This is a genomic window from Achromobacter sp. JCM 18799 (assembly GCF_055395645.1).
In genome coordinates this window covers 6,031,504-6,046,165 of the sequence record NZ_AP043866.1, presented here as the reverse complement: position 1 = coordinate 6,046,165, position 14,662 = coordinate 6,031,504, and the positions used below count along the sequence as shown (strand labels likewise).

16 protein-coding genes are annotated in these 14,662 nt (G+C 47.7%); 2 read left to right on the top strand and 14 right to left on the bottom strand.

Features of this window, described 5'->3' with window-relative positions; genetic code table 11:
• Nucleotides 1–96: 96 nt before the first annotated feature.
• From ACZ5YA_RS28620 to ACZ5YA_RS28555, 14 genes are all read right to left on the bottom strand, one after another.
• Nucleotides 97–942: a pilin gene (locus ACZ5YA_RS28620; protein WP_464091518.1), complete on the bottom strand. Its 846-nt coding sequence runs from the start codon at nt 940–942 to the stop codon at nt 97–99.
• A 169-nt stretch (nt 943–1,111) separates the two neighbouring features.
• A complete protein-coding gene (locus tag ACZ5YA_RS28615; protein ID WP_082402891.1) occupies nt 1,112–2,062 on the bottom strand; it encodes a pilin in 951 nt (316 codons plus the stop codon).
• A gap of 36 nt (nt 2,063–2,098) precedes the next feature.
• Complete coding sequence (locus ACZ5YA_RS28610; RefSeq protein ID WP_464091517.1) at nt 2,099–2,476, bottom strand: hypothetical protein; 378 nt, start codon at nt 2,474–2,476, stop codon at nt 2,099–2,101.
• 8 nt (nt 2,477–2,484) lie between these two features.
• The gene (locus ACZ5YA_RS28605; RefSeq protein ID WP_464091516.1) at nt 2,485–2,844 is read right to left on the bottom strand and encodes a hypothetical protein; all 360 of its coding nucleotides are present in this window, start codon (nt 2,842–2,844) and stop codon (nt 2,485–2,487) included.
• A 98-nt stretch (nt 2,845–2,942) separates the two neighbouring features.
• Entirely contained in the window at nt 2,943–3,368 is a 426-nt protein-coding gene (locus ACZ5YA_RS28600; RefSeq protein WP_464091515.1) for a hypothetical protein, read from the bottom strand.
• A gap of 95 nt (nt 3,369–3,463) precedes the next feature.
• Nucleotides 3,464–4,045, bottom strand: coding sequence for a hypothetical protein (locus ACZ5YA_RS28595; protein ID WP_464091514.1), 582 nt, complete (start codon nt 4,043–4,045; stop codon nt 3,464–3,466).
• A gap of 58 nt (nt 4,046–4,103) precedes the next feature.
• The gene (locus tag ACZ5YA_RS28590) at nt 4,104–4,262 is read right to left on the bottom strand and encodes a hypothetical protein (protein WP_287955843.1); all 159 of its coding nucleotides are present in this window, start codon (nt 4,260–4,262) and stop codon (nt 4,104–4,106) included.
• A gap of 29 nt (nt 4,263–4,291) precedes the next feature.
• Nucleotides 4,292–4,537, bottom strand: coding sequence for a hypothetical protein (locus ACZ5YA_RS28585; RefSeq protein ID WP_456136017.1), 246 nt, complete (start codon nt 4,535–4,537; stop codon nt 4,292–4,294).
• A gap of 290 nt (nt 4,538–4,827) precedes the next feature.
• The gene (locus tag ACZ5YA_RS28580) at nt 4,828–5,700 is read right to left on the bottom strand and encodes a hypothetical protein (protein WP_464091513.1); all 873 of its coding nucleotides are present in this window, start codon (nt 5,698–5,700) and stop codon (nt 4,828–4,830) included.
• Between the two features lie 90 nt (nt 5,701–5,790).
• Nucleotides 5,791–6,063, bottom strand: coding sequence for a helix-turn-helix domain-containing protein (locus tag ACZ5YA_RS28575; protein WP_464091512.1), 273 nt, complete (start codon nt 6,061–6,063; stop codon nt 5,791–5,793).
• A 117-nt stretch (nt 6,064–6,180) separates the two neighbouring features.
• Complete coding sequence (locus tag ACZ5YA_RS28570) at nt 6,181–6,453, bottom strand: hypothetical protein (protein ID WP_464091511.1); 273 nt, start codon at nt 6,451–6,453, stop codon at nt 6,181–6,183.
• A gap of 66 nt (nt 6,454–6,519) precedes the next feature.
• Nucleotides 6,520–7,140 (bottom strand): hypothetical protein, encoded by a 621-nt coding sequence (locus ACZ5YA_RS28565; RefSeq protein ID WP_464091510.1) that lies wholly within the window; start codon nt 7,138–7,140, stop codon nt 6,520–6,522.
• A 306-nt stretch (nt 7,141–7,446) separates the two neighbouring features.
• Nucleotides 7,447–8,235, bottom strand: coding sequence for a hypothetical protein (locus ACZ5YA_RS28560; protein WP_464091509.1), 789 nt, complete (start codon nt 8,233–8,235; stop codon nt 7,447–7,449).
• Between the two features lie 130 nt (nt 8,236–8,365).
• Nucleotides 8,366–9,670: a replication-associated recombination protein A gene (locus tag ACZ5YA_RS28555; RefSeq protein ID WP_464091508.1), complete on the bottom strand. Its 1,305-nt coding sequence runs from the start codon at nt 9,668–9,670 to the stop codon at nt 8,366–8,368.
• Nucleotides 9,671–10,061: 391 nt separating this feature from the next.
• On the opposite strand from ACZ5YA_RS28555, the gene ACZ5YA_RS28550 reads away from it, so the two are divergent.
• The gene (locus tag ACZ5YA_RS28550) at nt 10,062–12,725 is read left to right on the top strand and encodes a class I SAM-dependent DNA methyltransferase (RefSeq protein WP_464091507.1); all 2,664 of its coding nucleotides are present in this window, start codon (nt 10,062–10,064) and stop codon (nt 12,723–12,725) included.
• The gene (locus ACZ5YA_RS28545; RefSeq protein WP_464091506.1) at nt 12,718–14,661 is read left to right on the top strand and encodes a DEAD/DEAH box helicase; all 1,944 of its coding nucleotides are present in this window, start codon (nt 12,718–12,720) and stop codon (nt 14,659–14,661) included. The genes ACZ5YA_RS28550 and ACZ5YA_RS28545 overlap by 8 nt, the downstream gene beginning before the upstream one ends.
• The last annotated feature ends 1 nt before the right edge of the window (nt 14,662 follow it).

The window sequence follows — 14,662 nt, the reverse complement described above, 5'->3', positions numbered from 1 at the left end:
GACATTCGGCAAATTCTCACTATATTGAAAGGTGTTGTGTAGTCGTATCCTTGTTGTTGTAAGAAGAAGCCCCTCAAACGAGGGGCTTTTTTTCTATCAAACTCTTAGTTTTCCTCGTTGGAGCAACCACATCTTCATTTGCTCACTATTTAATGCATCAGCTTGAGACAAGTCGATATTCTCTAGAGTGATGGTGGAAGTGATTCCGTCAATTTTTAAGAGAGTGTCTGAGCCTGATCTTTCAAATGTCACTTTGCTCAAATCGCCATTCGCAAGTGCAGATACATCCAACACGCTTCCGCCGCTAGCCAATGACATCATGTTGAAGTCCTTCACACGATATGGTTTATCGTCTTCTATCTTGAAATCGAACTGACCACTCCCACCCCAAAGATCATAATCTTCGGTGGGATCTGTGCCGCCATTTGAACCTGAGATAGTTCTATGCTCGCAGGACTTAGGCAAATATTTAGGCTCTACATCTGAGTAGCATGACCAACCCGTAGGGTCAGCAGCATACGCAGACCCAATGCCTAGAATCTTGTCTAGGAAAGTCGCGTCAGATAGGATGATCTCAGTGCCGCCATTTATCGCGGGGGTTAGGATTACTTTCTTGCCTTGGAGTTTTGAATTAGCTTCATTGCCCATCGTCGCTACGATGTGTCCATCCTGTTGGATGGAGACACTACTGACGTAAGTCCCCGTAGCTCCCGAGTAGCCCACGGCTGCGCTGTTGGTTGGGTATTCACCGTGGGTAGCGTGGTATTCCGTAATCATTGGCTTTGCGCCTTCAGCCAATAAGATACCTTCAGATATCTGAGCACGGATGGAATAATCTTGGTAGGCAGGAACGGCAACCGCTCCTAAAACACCGACGATTGCTACAGCAATCATTAGCTCGATGAGTGTGAATCCTTTCTTGTCTTTATTGTTGTAGTTCATGCTTTCTCCTTATTGTTGTTTTTGTTGAACCTTCTTTTAATCTAGCTACTAATCGGCTTTTGTCAATAGCACCTGGAAAGATCTTACAAATTGGAGAGAGTGAATAACGCAACCAAACCAAACAAAAGCCCCTCAAACGAGGGGCTTTTTACATGACAAACAAAACATATCAATCAAGAAGATACCCGGCCTTCTTCGCCATTTCTATCTCAGTAGCATTGAGTTGCCTATCAATTGAAGCTCCATTGTAAGATTTTATTTGATAACTGTTAGAGTCACCAAATACCACATAATACTCCTCATCATTCACTCCAAAGAATCCCATAGTCTTGTCTCCGAAGTCAGGATTATAGTCAGCGACCAATCCAGTTTTTGAATCTACGAAATAACTACTATTAGAGAAGTCTTCTGGATAACCGTCTAAAGCAGGATCATTCTTATCAACTCTATATGTCTTAATATCCCCATCTTGATCCAAAAGGAATCTAAAGGTTCCACCCACCAAAAGCACTCCACCCTTCTCTGAGAATTTGTATTGGTCGTACCTGTATGATCCACTATCCAAATCATATGGGGTAGATGGGTTCGGTTCACTATCATCAATGCCATTACTAATTGTTCTATGCTCGCATGTCTTAGGCAAATACTTGGAATCCACATCTGAGTAGCAGGACCAGCCTGAGGGATCAGCCGCATATGCTGATCCAATACCCAAGATTCGCTCTACGATAGTAGAAGCACTGGACAAGGTTATCTCGCTGCCGCCATTTAGACTTGGGGTAAGAACAACTCTCTTACCCTGAATCTTTAAACTCGCCTGGTTGCCCATTGTGGCGACGATATTCCCGTCAGAATGAACCTCCACCGCAGCTACATAGTTACCTGTAGCTCCCGAGTAGCCCACGGCTTCGCTGTTGGTGGGGTACTCCCCGTGTGTTGCGTGATATTCAGTGATCATTGGCTTTGCCCCTTCAGCCAACACGATACCCTCTGATATCTGAGCACGAATTGTGTAATCTTGGTATGCAGGAATTGCCACGGCGCCAAGCACTCCTGTGATAGCCACTGCGATCATGAGTTCAATGATCGTAAAGCCATTGTTTTTATTGTTGTAGTTCATGCTTTCTCCTTATTGTTGTTTTTGTTGAACCTGCTTTTAATCTAGCTGCCAATCCGTTTTTGTCAATAGCGATTGTGAACAATTTGCCTTTGAAAACTGCTGACTCATACCATGACGGATAGCTATCATGTGAGCTCGCTGCCTTGATACACCAAGAGCCTTGCCCAGCTTTTCATAGCTGAAACCTCCCTCGCGCTTAAGTCTCTTATATATATCGAGTAAGGATTTGGCACTCACACTTTGCTTGGGCTGAAATACGACATACGGAATGCGGTGCTTCCACAAGAAACGTCTTAACGTTTCTTTTTTAATTTCGCATGGGAAGCTCTCGTAGATCTCAGTCAAAGTCATATTTGCCGTATCGAGTCCTGAAAGGACGGCTAGCCTCTCTTCTATTTGAGTTTTTCTAGTCATAGTCCTCCTCACTTCTTCACGACTTCAGAAAGGATTGACTTGATGCCGTCTACAGCCTTATAGCCATCGTCATACTCAGTGGCTTTTATAGCCATAGGGCGCTGCTCCACGGTGCCATCAGGGCGAGTTATCTTGAGCTGCCCCGTCTTGGCACTATCAAACTTTCCCGTGTAGCTGATGACGAGATAGCTCTTAAATTTGGTGGTGTAGTTGAAATCAGAGGGCTTGGTTCCTTCCATCTGAACTTCAATTTGGGCATCTGCCCACTTTCCAACTTCCATACACTTCTTTAGGCGAGGTTCAATCTCGCAGGCATTTGCCGCTGATATCGCACAAGCGGACAACATCAATGTCGCAATTAACTTCATGGTCTTCTCCTTGTTATTGTTGTTACCTTCATAGATATACAGCGCAAAGAGAGTTTGTCAATGGCCCGTAAAAATTAAAGCCCCACTAGGGGGCTTTGTTATTTCAAGAACTCTCTTGCCAGATTGTGTAGAGCTCGGTTCAAGCTAGTGTGAATTGAGGCATAGGGCATCTTGTCTAAGATTACCTGTTTTGTGCAGCCTCCGGTATCAAAGGGTGCTCTGGCTCTGACAGTGCCGTCCTTGTCTGATAGCTGGACAAACGCCTTTCTACCTCTCTTATTGTGAATGACGATATCGAGATCGTAATCAGCACTGAGTCTTTTGAAATTCTCGTTCTCGCAAGGATTTGAATTGTTCCTGACGAGATGGCGCAAGAAGTCATACTCGTAGAGAGTCTGAGGGCTAATGCCCGTCTCGATTGCTATCTTTGTGATTGTGGCGATGTCTCCTGCACCTGTCAGTGACTCGCTAATATTCTTTGCCTTGTTTCTGTTGTCCAATGCTTGTTGTTTGTTTGCCTTCATAAAGTTCTCCTGTTAGTTCTCCACTCTCTAACATAGAAGAAGATTCGTAAAAGGCAAGAGTATTTGTATGGACGGCGGCAAGGACTGACAGACGGCTATTCGCTCTCTTTCTGAGGCTTGCAATACTGCCTCTCGTGCTTGGTGAAGTTGCGCCCGAATGCCGTGCGAGCTTGGTTGTAAGCTCTGTCATCGTTGAGAACAGTAAAGTCTAGGCGGTAGTCAAAGCGGCTCTGTGCTTTCACCTTCACTTTAGCTTTATGAAGAATCCACAAGAGTTGAAGCGAGTTGAGATTATGGACTCGCTTGAGGTGGTCTTTGACCGATCCCCATTCCCCCGATCTCATGGCAACAGAGGGATGCTTCCCCATATGGCACTTGTGGCAGAGCGATAGGAGTCTGACCAGGCGCATAGTCCCCTGAACTCCCGAGGGCTTGGGATTGGTATCTAACTCGTAGCTCCACTGCTCGTGGCATTCAAGATTCTTGGACGAGCTACATTCACAGCAGCGGCCATGATTGCGACGGTGGGTAGCAGTGCAGAACATGTTCCATTGGGAGCGGCTCATGACTGCTCTTACATTTAGGTAATGCATGGTGTATGGAACGAACTCCACACTGAGGGTTTGCTTGGTAGTCCCAAGCAGCTTATCTATGACTCCGTAGAGGATGTTTTTCATTGTTGTTGTCTCCTTTATTCTCTAATAGAGATACAGCAAGACAGCAACTTGTCAACATTCAATATGGTTTTGGAAATTTCGGAATCATATTTACAGGTGCAGGCTGAGGCGCTGGCTCCGTGGGTGTTGGAATAGTTGGCTGATTCACAAGCTCAGCAACTTTTATCAATGTAGGTGCTGCTGTAGCAAATTTGGCTAGTAGTAAAGCGGTAAGCATATTGTTCTCCTTATTTTGTTGTTATGTGCTTAGAAAATCTTCTCGCAATGAATCTTTCCGAATCTGTCGAGAGAGAAGTGATACTTCTCAAATTCGGAATACAGTTCATCGAGAATTCTGCTTATGTTGTCTTCAATCTCTTCGAGCTGGGAAGCAACAATCCGTGCCTGATCGGATGTAGATGGCTGATAGGCTTGTAAATCCCATTTTTTGAAAATCTGTTCTTCAATTCGACTTTCAGCTTCTCTGCATCTTTCTTTAAGTTCTCTTTTCATTGGCATTCCTTGTCTGTCTATACTTGTTATAGAAGAGAATTCGTAGAAATCAAGAGATAATAGGACAGACGGAATACACTCAAGATGAGTGGAGACGAAAGCAGGAGAGATTTTATTCTTGTTCTATACCCACTCAAACGCCGTGGCGGCTTAGGGTTGGAATGAGCCCCTTACGGGGTTGTCCCTTTGGGACGATGAGCTACGCTTTAAGTTCGTAGTCTGGTGTCCGTAGGAAAGCCCCTGCTAGGAGTTGCTTTCGGAGAAAGAAGCCTTCACGGCGCTTGAGTGCTTCAGATGGGTAGATTTACCAATCCTTCCTGTAGCTTTTCCAGATTCAAACAGGGTGAACCATGATGAGTATTTCTTGCGCCGTCTAGCAGCTTTTCCCATAGCTTAGGTTCGCTCTTCTTAAAGTAGAGAATTCGGTCTAAAGCATCTGTTTGATCAAGTGGTAGCCATGCGGGAACCAACTTATCCATGTCTCTTCTCATGTTAGAGAATGGCTCATTCCATACACAGGGATTACCAGCCTGCAAACTGTAATACTGGACTTCGTTTAACACGGAGAAGACTGCTAGCACCTCATTGATTTGAGCTGCAGGGTTAGGGTCGTATAGGCTGACTTGGTGTGTTAGATGCCAGCGGTGGATGTAGCTAGCCATATTGTTTACTACATCGTTCTGGTTCACACGAAACCCTGTTTCCAGAAACTCCGACAACAATTCTTGGCACTCAGCATCAAATTTCTGCTTGTAGAAGGCGATTCGTTTGGCTACCGTGCCTGGCAATGTTTCTATTACGAGCAAGCTGTCTTTTTGGAACAGTCTTTGCTCACTATCAACATACTGCATGGGCATTCTCAAGGTTGTTTTGCCGTATCTTGGCTGTTCCACCTCTTTGAGCATCACGGTAAGCGACTGCGCTGTTTGATTATCAACATACTGGAAGAAAAATGCGGGTGAGAGATTGGTGTCCACACACATGCTCATACGCTCGTTGTTGTTGTCTCCCCAGCGGTGCGAATTCTTGTGCCTGAATGCCCTGTAGCGGATACCTAGTTTCTTATCCGTGACGAAAAGACCGTCAAGGTGTTTGACTCGCTCGGGGCAGAAATTGAATGTGTCAAACACCGCATCCATTTTTCCATAACTGAATAATTCCATATTGTCTCCTTGTTTTTATGGTTTAGTTATAGGAGAAAATCGCCCAATGTCAAGGACCATTAAAAAAGCCCCCACAAGGAGGGCTTATATTCATGACTGCTTAAGTCGGGAACTCATCTTTCGCAAAAGGTCCAAAAGTAGATCTCTGTCGTTCTGTGTGAGGTCTTCCAGAAGCTGAGCGATGAGTTTTGCTTGATCGCTTGCTCTATTACTTCCATCCATCAGTAAGTCATCTGCTCCACAGCTTAGGATTTCGGCCAGTCTGACCAGGCGGGCAACGGTGGGCATGACCGTTCCCCTCTCCATACGAGACACAGCCTCGGGGCCTATCCCTAACTTCTCAGCAACCTGCTCTTGGGTCAAATTGGCTTCAGTTCTGCGCTGAGCTATCGCTTTACCTACTCGGATATTGAATCAGCCAAAGAGAAAGCACCCTACGGGGTGCTTTTTTTATTGCAGGATTGGTTCACTGGTGAGAATCTATCGCTCTTCAGTAAAGCAGACGATGGTATGCCTTTCCTCTTCATTCCAAGTCGTCTCTATGTAGATGTCCTCTCCCGTGGTGAGGGTGTATTTCCCAAGGACATGCCCCTCCAAAGCGAACATTTCCATATTGTTTGAATGGCAGTCCTCCTCTTCGAGAATCCCCCAATCGTTCGCCTCGTACATTGCGAGATAAGCACTGAGATCGATCTCGTGCTTTTCGCAGTGTCTTACGAGTGTCGCAGTAGCTCCGATTTGTCCTAATTTCATGGTGTTGTATTTCTTTAGGGTACAAAAAAGCCCTCCGTGGAGGGCTTCGGGGTGGAGTGCTGAAGATTAGGCAGCAGCGGCTTTGGCATCCGCCTTGGCAGCTTGCTTTGCGGCATCATCCTTGATGGAAGTCTTACCGCCGAAGACGTCTTCGGACACTTTGCCGAGTTGGGTCTTGTTGGGCTGTTGACCCGTTGCCTTGGCCAGCTTGCGAAGGAAGTTGGCCTTCTTGTCGTCATCGCTAGCATCAACGAGCCAAGCATCGACACTCTTGCCTTGCTTGAAGGTAGTGAAGCAGCCTTCAGCTTCGAGGAACTTGGGCGGGTGGGCAAGCCACACACTCTTTTGGGAACCGTCGAGCGACTTGATCGGCTTGTCCACGTTGCGGGTGCCGCTTTCGCCACCAGCAGCCGTCTTGGTAGCACGGGGAGTGGAAACAGCACCGTAACCTTCAGCCTTGAGAATCGCTTTCAGCTCGTCACCGAAGAGTTCTTGCAGGGTGAAAGCGGGTTCAACAGCCTTCAGCTTCTTCTGGATGTCTTCGATGGCCGTCTTGCGTTTGGCCTTGGCTTCCTTGACGGTCTTGACCAAACCATCCAGTTCGGCCTTTTCTTTGTCGTCCAGGTCGACATAACGGCTCACGAGGTCATCATAGCGGGTTTGCTGGTCGGCGGTCATCTGCGTCATGGTGTTTTCCTTGAAGGTTCGGGTGTCTGTTGAGAGGTTTGAAGCTTTCAACAAACTACACCGTGAAAGAGGTTTGTGTTTGTTTGTTGATGTAGTAATTATATAGAAGCTACAGGATAGATCAACAAGAACACGCACCTTTCTTAAAGATAGATGCAAATACTTTTCAATAGATCAAAAGATAGCTATTGAAGAAACGTATCAAGGACATCTTAAAGGTCAGCAAGTTCCATCTTTACCTTATCTATGAACGAAAAAAGAGGGGAAACCTCCCCTCTCTCATGCCAAACCCGCTTTTTTACCCTATTAGACAGGATGGGATGTCAGCACAGATCCCGTGCCATCTTGGGCAATCCCCAATGTCACCTTGTAGTTCTTCGCCTTCACTGAGGTCAGGAACTCTATCCAATCGGCATCGGGCCGCTGGATCGTGTTGACAACCGTACACTTCTTTTCGTTGATGTAGGCAACCACGGCATCGTAGGAAATCTCCTTATACGCGGTACCCATGATGGATGGCTCTTTCGCCAGTGTCTCAATCGCCCATTCAATCATCTGAGTGACCTTAGGCGGGTTCGCAGACGGTTTGTTGATGGGCAGTCTTTTGGCAGGATCTTGGGGAGTGTGGAGAGAGCGATACTGCTCTTGAGAAAAATTGGCAGCTTGAGCCTTCTGCTTGTGAACGGGATCAAGCCTAGCCCACATCTTTCCAATCAGATCGCACACTCCCTCTTGTTGCTCAAGGAAGGTGGCGCCACGGCTCTCCATCTCTGCAGCATACCCAAGGAGCATCTCTAAAGTCTCGCGGGTGTTGAGCATCACCATGAGATAGGCTTCAGGGATTCGCCTTGCTTGGATAGCCATTCCCACAGCCTCAAAGAACTGCTCTCGCCTCACCCCAACTGTTGCCCAGGAGGGCAAGGACTTAGGACCTTCTTTGTCCAATTGGTTGAAGGATGCCGCTTTGTTCTCTTCGTGCCTGGTCGCTTTGCCTTCGAAGTAAGCCTTACCGAAGTAAATAGCAGCATAGACAACAAGGGAGATACCGCTTGTGGGGATGGCAAGCAGCAATGCGGCGACTAGAAGAATGCGCATGTCGTGACCGTTGATCGGCTCGTGAAGGTGCGCCGATGATACGGGAAGTAACCACTGAGGCCAATGAGCTTTACGTTATTTCATCGGGAAAGAGGCGAAACCTCGCCTCGCACTGCCTACCCATTGGTTGCTATTTGCCCTCTGCCTCATCATCGAGCTTTCTCAAGAATGCCAGTTTCTCAGCAATCTTCACTTCCAGTCCTCTTGGCACCGGAACATACCAATATTGATGTCTCAGACCATCAGGAAAGTATGTCTCGCCTGCCGCGTATCCATGTGGCTCATCATGGGCATATCGGTAAGCATGACCATGCCCCAATTCCTTCATCAGCTTGGTTGGAGCATTGCGAAGGTGGACAGGTACTTCCCGACTCTTATCTTGTCTAACAAATGCCTTGGCAGCATTGAAAGCGTTGTAGCCCGCATTGGACTTCGCCGCGATAGAAAGATAGATAACCGCCTGACCGAGCGCCAACTCACCTTCAGGGCTACCCAATCGCTCAAATGTTGAAGCGGCATCGTTTGCTATCTGAAGAGCTCGGGGATCTGCAAGTCCAATATCTTCCCATGCCATGCGGACAATTCGGCGGGATAAATATTTTGGATCTGCTCCACCATCTAACATGCGAGTAAACCAATAAAGGGCAGCATCAGGATTAGAACCTCGCACAGATTTGTGAAGGGCACTTATCTGATCATAGAAATTGTCTCCACCTTTATCGAACCTGCGAGAGTTCAAAGTTAGGGCATTGGATACAAAATCTGCAGTGACGGTGTCAACATTGGAAACTTCAGCAGCAGCCTTAGTTTGCTCCAACAGATTTAGAAATCTACGGGCATCACCATCGGCATAACCAATGAGGGTATTGAGAGCTAGCTCATCGAAGTCAAGCTCAGGGAATACTTTCTCCTTTGCTCGTTCGAAAAGCTCTTTAAGTTCATCCTCACTCAACGACTTCAACACATAGACTTGTGAGCGAGACAAAAGAGCCGAATTAACCTCAAAAGATGGGTTTTCGGTAGTGGCTCCGATGAACGTCACCAGTCCTGATTCCGCATAAGGCAACAGAGCATCCTGTTGCGCTTTATTGAACCTATGGATTTCATCGATAAAAAGGATAGTGCGCTTGCTATTGGCTTGGTTTCGCTTTGCCTGCTCCATCGCGTCCCTGATGTCTTTGACACCAGAAAACACAGCAGACAGGGCTATGAACTCACAATCAAAAGCATTTGCCGTCAATCTCGCAAGGGTCGTTTTACCCACACCAGGCGGCCCCCACAAGATCATAGAGTGAGGTCTGCCAGAATCAAAAGCAAGGCGCAACGGCTTACCTTCACCCAGCAGATGAGACTGCCCAATAACCTCCTTCAAGGTTGCGGGCCTGAGTGCTTCCGCAAGTGGTTGGGGTGCCTTGGTGGCGAAGAGATCTGACATGGATTCGATTCAATATTTCAACAGCGCGCACGAAACCGTCCCACTCAGCGGCCCCAAATTTGGACGGCAAGGAAAACGGCGAGCACTTCCAGCGACGAACCGCAGATCCTAGCGACCCCAACGAGCTAGAGCCCGGGAACTAGGTCCTAGCTCGCAGTGTGAGTATCGCTTAGAATGGACCAAACACCGATAGTCACCAAGAGTTTCATTTCTTGACCTTTCCCCGAGCGTAGACGCGCCGAAGAGGATGATTGGAATTTAGGTGCGCATGTCGATTCCCTCGGATGAGCAATGCCAATGAAGTCGCTAAAGTCTCGCGCGAGGTCACCGACCTGCGACCGCACTACCTCATCCGCACCATCTCAAATTTTAGCAGCTATAGCTACTTCGTATGAACATCGGCCAAATTGCAGAGAAAATAAAAGTCCTCTCCGAAAATATAGATCATACGGAGTTCCTATTCAGTCTTTTGGAATGCTATGGAAAGCCTAAAGCGTCGATCACGCGACTGAAGATGGAGGGAAAGGGTAGCTACAACCTATCGCGAACAGCCGGAGAAATCCTCTGGAAGAAGCAAGTCTACTTCAAGAAGACCGTTAGCAATCAGCTCCTTTCGGTGATTGATGAGATGAAGCATAGCGAAGCTGCCGCAAGGCATCAGCCTCGTTTCATTATTGCTATAAATTCATCCGACCTCGTAGCAATCGATACAAAAGAAGAAGACACTCTAGATACGCCTTTAGCAGAGCTCGATAAAAAATTTGACTTTTTCCTTCCGTGGGCGGGGCTCGAGAAAACTCAAGCTAGGGCGGAAAACATGGCCGACGTCAAGGCCGCAGAAAAAATGGCAAAGTTGTTCGATTTGCTTAGAGAGTCGAACCCAGCCAACACGGCACAAGAAATTCATTGGCAAAATGTCTTTCTTTCAAGGATTCTTTTTTGCTTCTTCGCGGAAGACACGGGGATATTTGAAAGCAAGTTGTTCACCAATCACATAGCCTCACACACGGCCATTGACGGAAATGATCTTGGCGAGTATCTGGGCCTGGTTTTCGACGTGATGAACCGAGAGGGCAGGTCCAAAACGCCTGCGTATCTCGCTGACTTTCCGTACGTAAATGGTGGCTTGTTCGCTGACAAACTACCCATTCCAAAGTTCAACAAGAAGTCGCGAGCAATTCTGATCGAATGTGGCTCAGAGCTGAACTGGTCCGAAATAAATCCCGATATTTTCGGGTCGATGATTCAGGCGGTAGTTGATCCCAGCCAACGCGGCAATATGGGCATGCACTACACGTCGGCGCCCAACATCATGAAGGTGATTGACCCCCTGTTCCTGAATGAGTTGAAGGGGGAATACCATAAGCATGCGGATAGTGTACCCAAGCTCGAACAATTGCTGCTGCGGCTTGAACACCTGAAAATTTTTGACCCCGCATGCGGCTCGGGCAACTTTCTGATTATTGCCTATAAAGAACTTCGAAAACTTGAAATAGACATCTTTAAGCGTCTTCAAAAAATTTCGAAGCACAACCTGATTCCACTATCACGAATTAAGCTATCGCAGTTTTATGGCATCGAACTGGACGACTTTGCCCATGAGATTGCCATACTGTCCATGTGGTTGGCAGAGCATCAAATGAATCTAAAGTTCAAGGCCACATTCGGACATACCCCCCCTGCTCTACCTCTAAAGAGTAGCGGACATATCATATGCAGAAGCTCCAATGAAGTGGAGTGGGAGAAGTTCTGCCCGCCCACCAATAATTCGGAGGTCTACACTCTAGGAAATCCTCCTTACCTTGGCGCGAGGACTCAAGACCCGACACAAAAAGCAGAAATGCAGGCAGTATTGGGACATCTGGAAGGGGCCAATAGCCTCGACTATATCGCGACATGGTTTTATAAAGGTGCGCAATTTGTAGAAGCTGGTTCTAAAGCCGTTGCGTTTGTCAGCACAAACTCCATTACGCAAGGCGAACAAGTCGCATTGTTGTGGCCCCATATCCTAGAAGAAATGAATGTGTGTATAAACTTTGCCCATACTTCATTCAAATGGTCAAACAATGCGAAAAACAAGGCAGGCGTGACGTGTGTCGTGGTAGGTCTAGCAAAGAGCACAACCGAGAAAAGGATGCTCTATAGCGGTGATTTCGCTCAACAGGTGTCGAACATCTCCCCATACCTCACTGACACCAAAAACATCTATGTGTACAAGAGGACAAAACCTCTATCCAAAATACCTGAAATGGCCTACGGAAATCAACCTATCGAAGGTGGCTTTCTGATCTTGACCCCCGGAGAACGCGATCACCTGCTGGCTGAGGATGGCCGAAGTGAAAAATTCATTCGCCCCTTAATTGGGGGAAATGAGTTCCTGAAAGGTCAAGAAAGATGGTGTTTATGGATAGAGGATGCTGAGCTCAAAGAAGCCCTAGCAATTTCTCCCATAAAAAAGCGCATCGATGCCGTCAAGGAGTTCCGCGAAAACGGAGGGCAGGTTGCGAGCTCTTTAGTCGCTAGATCACATCAATTCAGGTATCGCCACAGGGCTCAAAGCTCTTTCATTTTGCTGCCATGCACATCTTCCGAAAAGCGCGACTATCTTCAGCTTGGTTTTTTTGATGCTGAGTATCTAACAACGCACTCGGCGCAAATTCTATATGACGCTGATCCTTACATATTTGGGATCATCTCATCCAGGGCACACATGCTCTGGACCAAAGCTGTAGGCGGATGCTTGGAAAGCCGCATCAGGTATTCGAATCTTCTTTGCTACAACAATTTCCCTATTCCAGACATCTCCGAGAAGAAAAAGGAGCAGATTAGGAGTTGTGTATTTGAGGTTCTCGCAAAGCGCGAAGGCTATCCAGAGCAAAAAATATCGGATTTGTATGACCCGGAGAAAATGCCGCGTGATCTTCTTGAGGCGCACAGACAACTAGACCTAGCCGTTCTAGCATGCTACGACAGGACGGAATTCAGGAATGATGATGATTTGCTGGCCTATCTATTCAAGCTCTACGAAAAGATGACGAGAACCCATAATGCCTAACATTGTTGAAGTTACCTACGCTCAGACTGGCCAAAGCACCAACACCAACAAGCATGGCATGCGCGAGATGCAAGAGCGCGCTTTTGAAGCTCGCAATGCTCAGTACCTTCTTCTGAAAGCACCGCCCGCCTCTGGCAAGTCCCGTGCCCTTATGTTTATCGCTTTAGACAAGCTGATTAACCAGGGACTAACCAAGGCCATCATCGCCGTACCCGAGCGTTCAATCGGCGGTTCCTTCGACACGGTTGCCCTGAGCAAACTTGGCTTCTTCGCTGACTGGACCGTAGAGCCTAAGAACAATCTCTGCACACCTGGGGGTGATTCCAGCAAGGTCCGAGCTTTTGTGGATTTCATCAACGGGCCCGACAAAATATTGATTTGCACACATGCCACGCTTCGCTTTGCTTTTGAGGCGTTGGAAGAGTCAGCCTTCGACAACGTGCTTTTGGCTATTGACGAGTTCCATCATGTATCCGCCGATGGCGAAAGCCGCCTCGGAGAGCTGTTGCGATCTATCATGGCAAAGTCCGATGCCCACATTGTGGCGATGACGGGTTCGTACTTTCGGGGCGATAACGTGCCCGTTCTCCTACCCGAAGACGAGGCGCAATTCACCAAGGTCACATACAACTACTACGAGCAGCTAAACGGCTACACCTTCCTGAAGTCGTTGGGCATTGGCTATCACTTCTACCGTGGCAACTACACCAAGCGCCCTGACGCGGACACTCCGAGTGGAATTGAGGGCGTGTTGAACACCGATCAAAAGACCATTCTGCATATACCCAGCGTACAGTCCGGCGAGTCCACCAAAGACAAGCATGACGAAGTGGATCGCATCTTGGACTACATTGGCACAGTCACGCACCGCGACCCTGACACTGGGGTCATTCACGTCAAGCGGCATGGAGACGGAAAGGATCTTAAGGTAGCGGATCTGGTGCATGATGAGCCCAAAGCCCGGGAACGTATTGTTGAATACCTTCGCCGTATCGAGAAGCCAGAAGATATGGATCTCATCATCGCTCTGGGGATGGCGAAAGAAGGCTTTGACTGGCAGTTCTGCGAGCACGCGTTGACGGTCGGCTATCGCGGATCACTTACTGAAGTCATTCAGATCATTGGCCGCTGCACTCGCGACAGCAGTAACAAGAGCCATGCTCAATTTACTAACCTTATCGCTCAGCCTGATGCGGGTGACGACTTAGTGAAGCTGTCCGTCAATAACATGCTCAAGGCGATCACTTGCTCCTTGCTCATGGAGCAAGTGCTAGCACCCAGCTTTAAATTTAGAGCAAAGAAAGATGACGAAGACAAGAGCACCGACACCGAGATCAAGGTTCGTGGCCTCAAAGAACCGTCTTCAAAGCGAGTGAAGGACATTATTGATTTAGACCTGAACGATCTCAAGGCAGCTATCCTCTCGGACGACAGACTGGTGAAAGCTCTACCAGGCAATGTTGATCCCGAAGTGATCAACAAGGTTATGATTCCCAAGATCATTAAGATCAAATACCCAGAACTCAGCGACCAGGAAGTGGAAGAAGTCCGTCAGCATGTGGTTGTGGATTCGGTCATCAAGAACGGCGAAATCAAGCAGGAAGGTGACAAGCGCTTTGTTCGCATGGCGGGCAAGTTCATCAACATCGACGACTTGCACATTGATCTGATCGACCGCGTCAACCCCTTTCAGAAAGCATTTGAAATTCTGTCGAAGTCCCTCACCACGAAGGTGTTCAAGGTCATCCAAGATGTCATTGAAGCGACACGCGTCCAGATGACAGACGACGAAGCTATCGTTTTGTGGCCAAAGATTAAGGAGTTCGTACAGACCCAAGGTAGAGAACCGAATATCGTTTCGCTTGATCCTCTAGAGCGCCGTATGGCTGAAGCACTTGTTTATTTGAAAGCGCAGCGCCGCCAACAAGGAGTCTAGC

Coding starts and splice junctions, on each gene's coding strand:
- ACZ5YA_RS28620 (WP_464091518.1), bottom strand. CDS start 942: ATGAACTACAACAATAAAGACAAGAAAGGATTCACACTCATCGAGCTA.
- ACZ5YA_RS28615 (WP_082402891.1), bottom strand. CDS start 2,062: ATGAACTACAACAATAAAAACAATGGCTTTACGATCATTGAACTCATG.
- ACZ5YA_RS28610 (WP_464091517.1), bottom strand. CDS start 2,476: ATGACTAGAAAAACTCAAATAGAAGAGAGGCTAGCCGTCCTTTCAGGA.
- ACZ5YA_RS28605 (WP_464091516.1), bottom strand. CDS start 2,844: ATGAAGTTAATTGCGACATTGATGTTGTCCGCTTGTGCGATATCAGCG.
- ACZ5YA_RS28600 (WP_464091515.1), bottom strand. CDS start 3,368: ATGAAGGCAAACAAACAACAAGCATTGGACAACAGAAACAAGGCAAAG.
- ACZ5YA_RS28595 (WP_464091514.1), bottom strand. CDS start 4,045: ATGAAAAACATCCTCTACGGAGTCATAGATAAGCTGCTTGGGACTACC.
- ACZ5YA_RS28590 (WP_287955843.1), bottom strand. CDS start 4,262: ATGCTTACCGCTTTACTACTAGCCAAATTTGCTACAGCAGCACCTACA.
- ACZ5YA_RS28585 (WP_456136017.1), bottom strand. CDS start 4,537: ATGAAAAGAGAACTTAAAGAAAGATGCAGAGAAGCTGAAAGTCGAATT.
- ACZ5YA_RS28580 (WP_464091513.1), bottom strand. CDS start 5,700: ATGGAATTATTCAGTTATGGAAAAATGGATGCGGTGTTTGACACATTC.
- ACZ5YA_RS28570 (WP_464091511.1), bottom strand. CDS start 6,453: ATGAAATTAGGACAAATCGGAGCTACTGCGACACTCGTAAGACACTGC.
- ACZ5YA_RS28565 (WP_464091510.1), bottom strand. CDS start 7,140: ATGACGCAGATGACCGCCGACCAGCAAACCCGCTATGATGACCTCGTG.
- ACZ5YA_RS28560 (WP_464091509.1), bottom strand. CDS start 8,235: ATGCGCATTCTTCTAGTCGCCGCATTGCTGCTTGCCATCCCCACAAGC.
- ACZ5YA_RS28555 (WP_464091508.1), bottom strand. CDS start 9,670: ATGTCAGATCTCTTCGCCACCAAGGCACCCCAACCACTTGCGGAAGCA.
- ACZ5YA_RS28550 (WP_464091507.1), top strand. CDS start 10,062: ATGAACATCGGCCAAATTGCAGAGAAAATAAAAGTCCTCTCCGAAAAT.
- ACZ5YA_RS28545 (WP_464091506.1), top strand. CDS start 12,718: ATGCCTAACATTGTTGAAGTTACCTACGCTCAGACTGGCCAAAGCACC.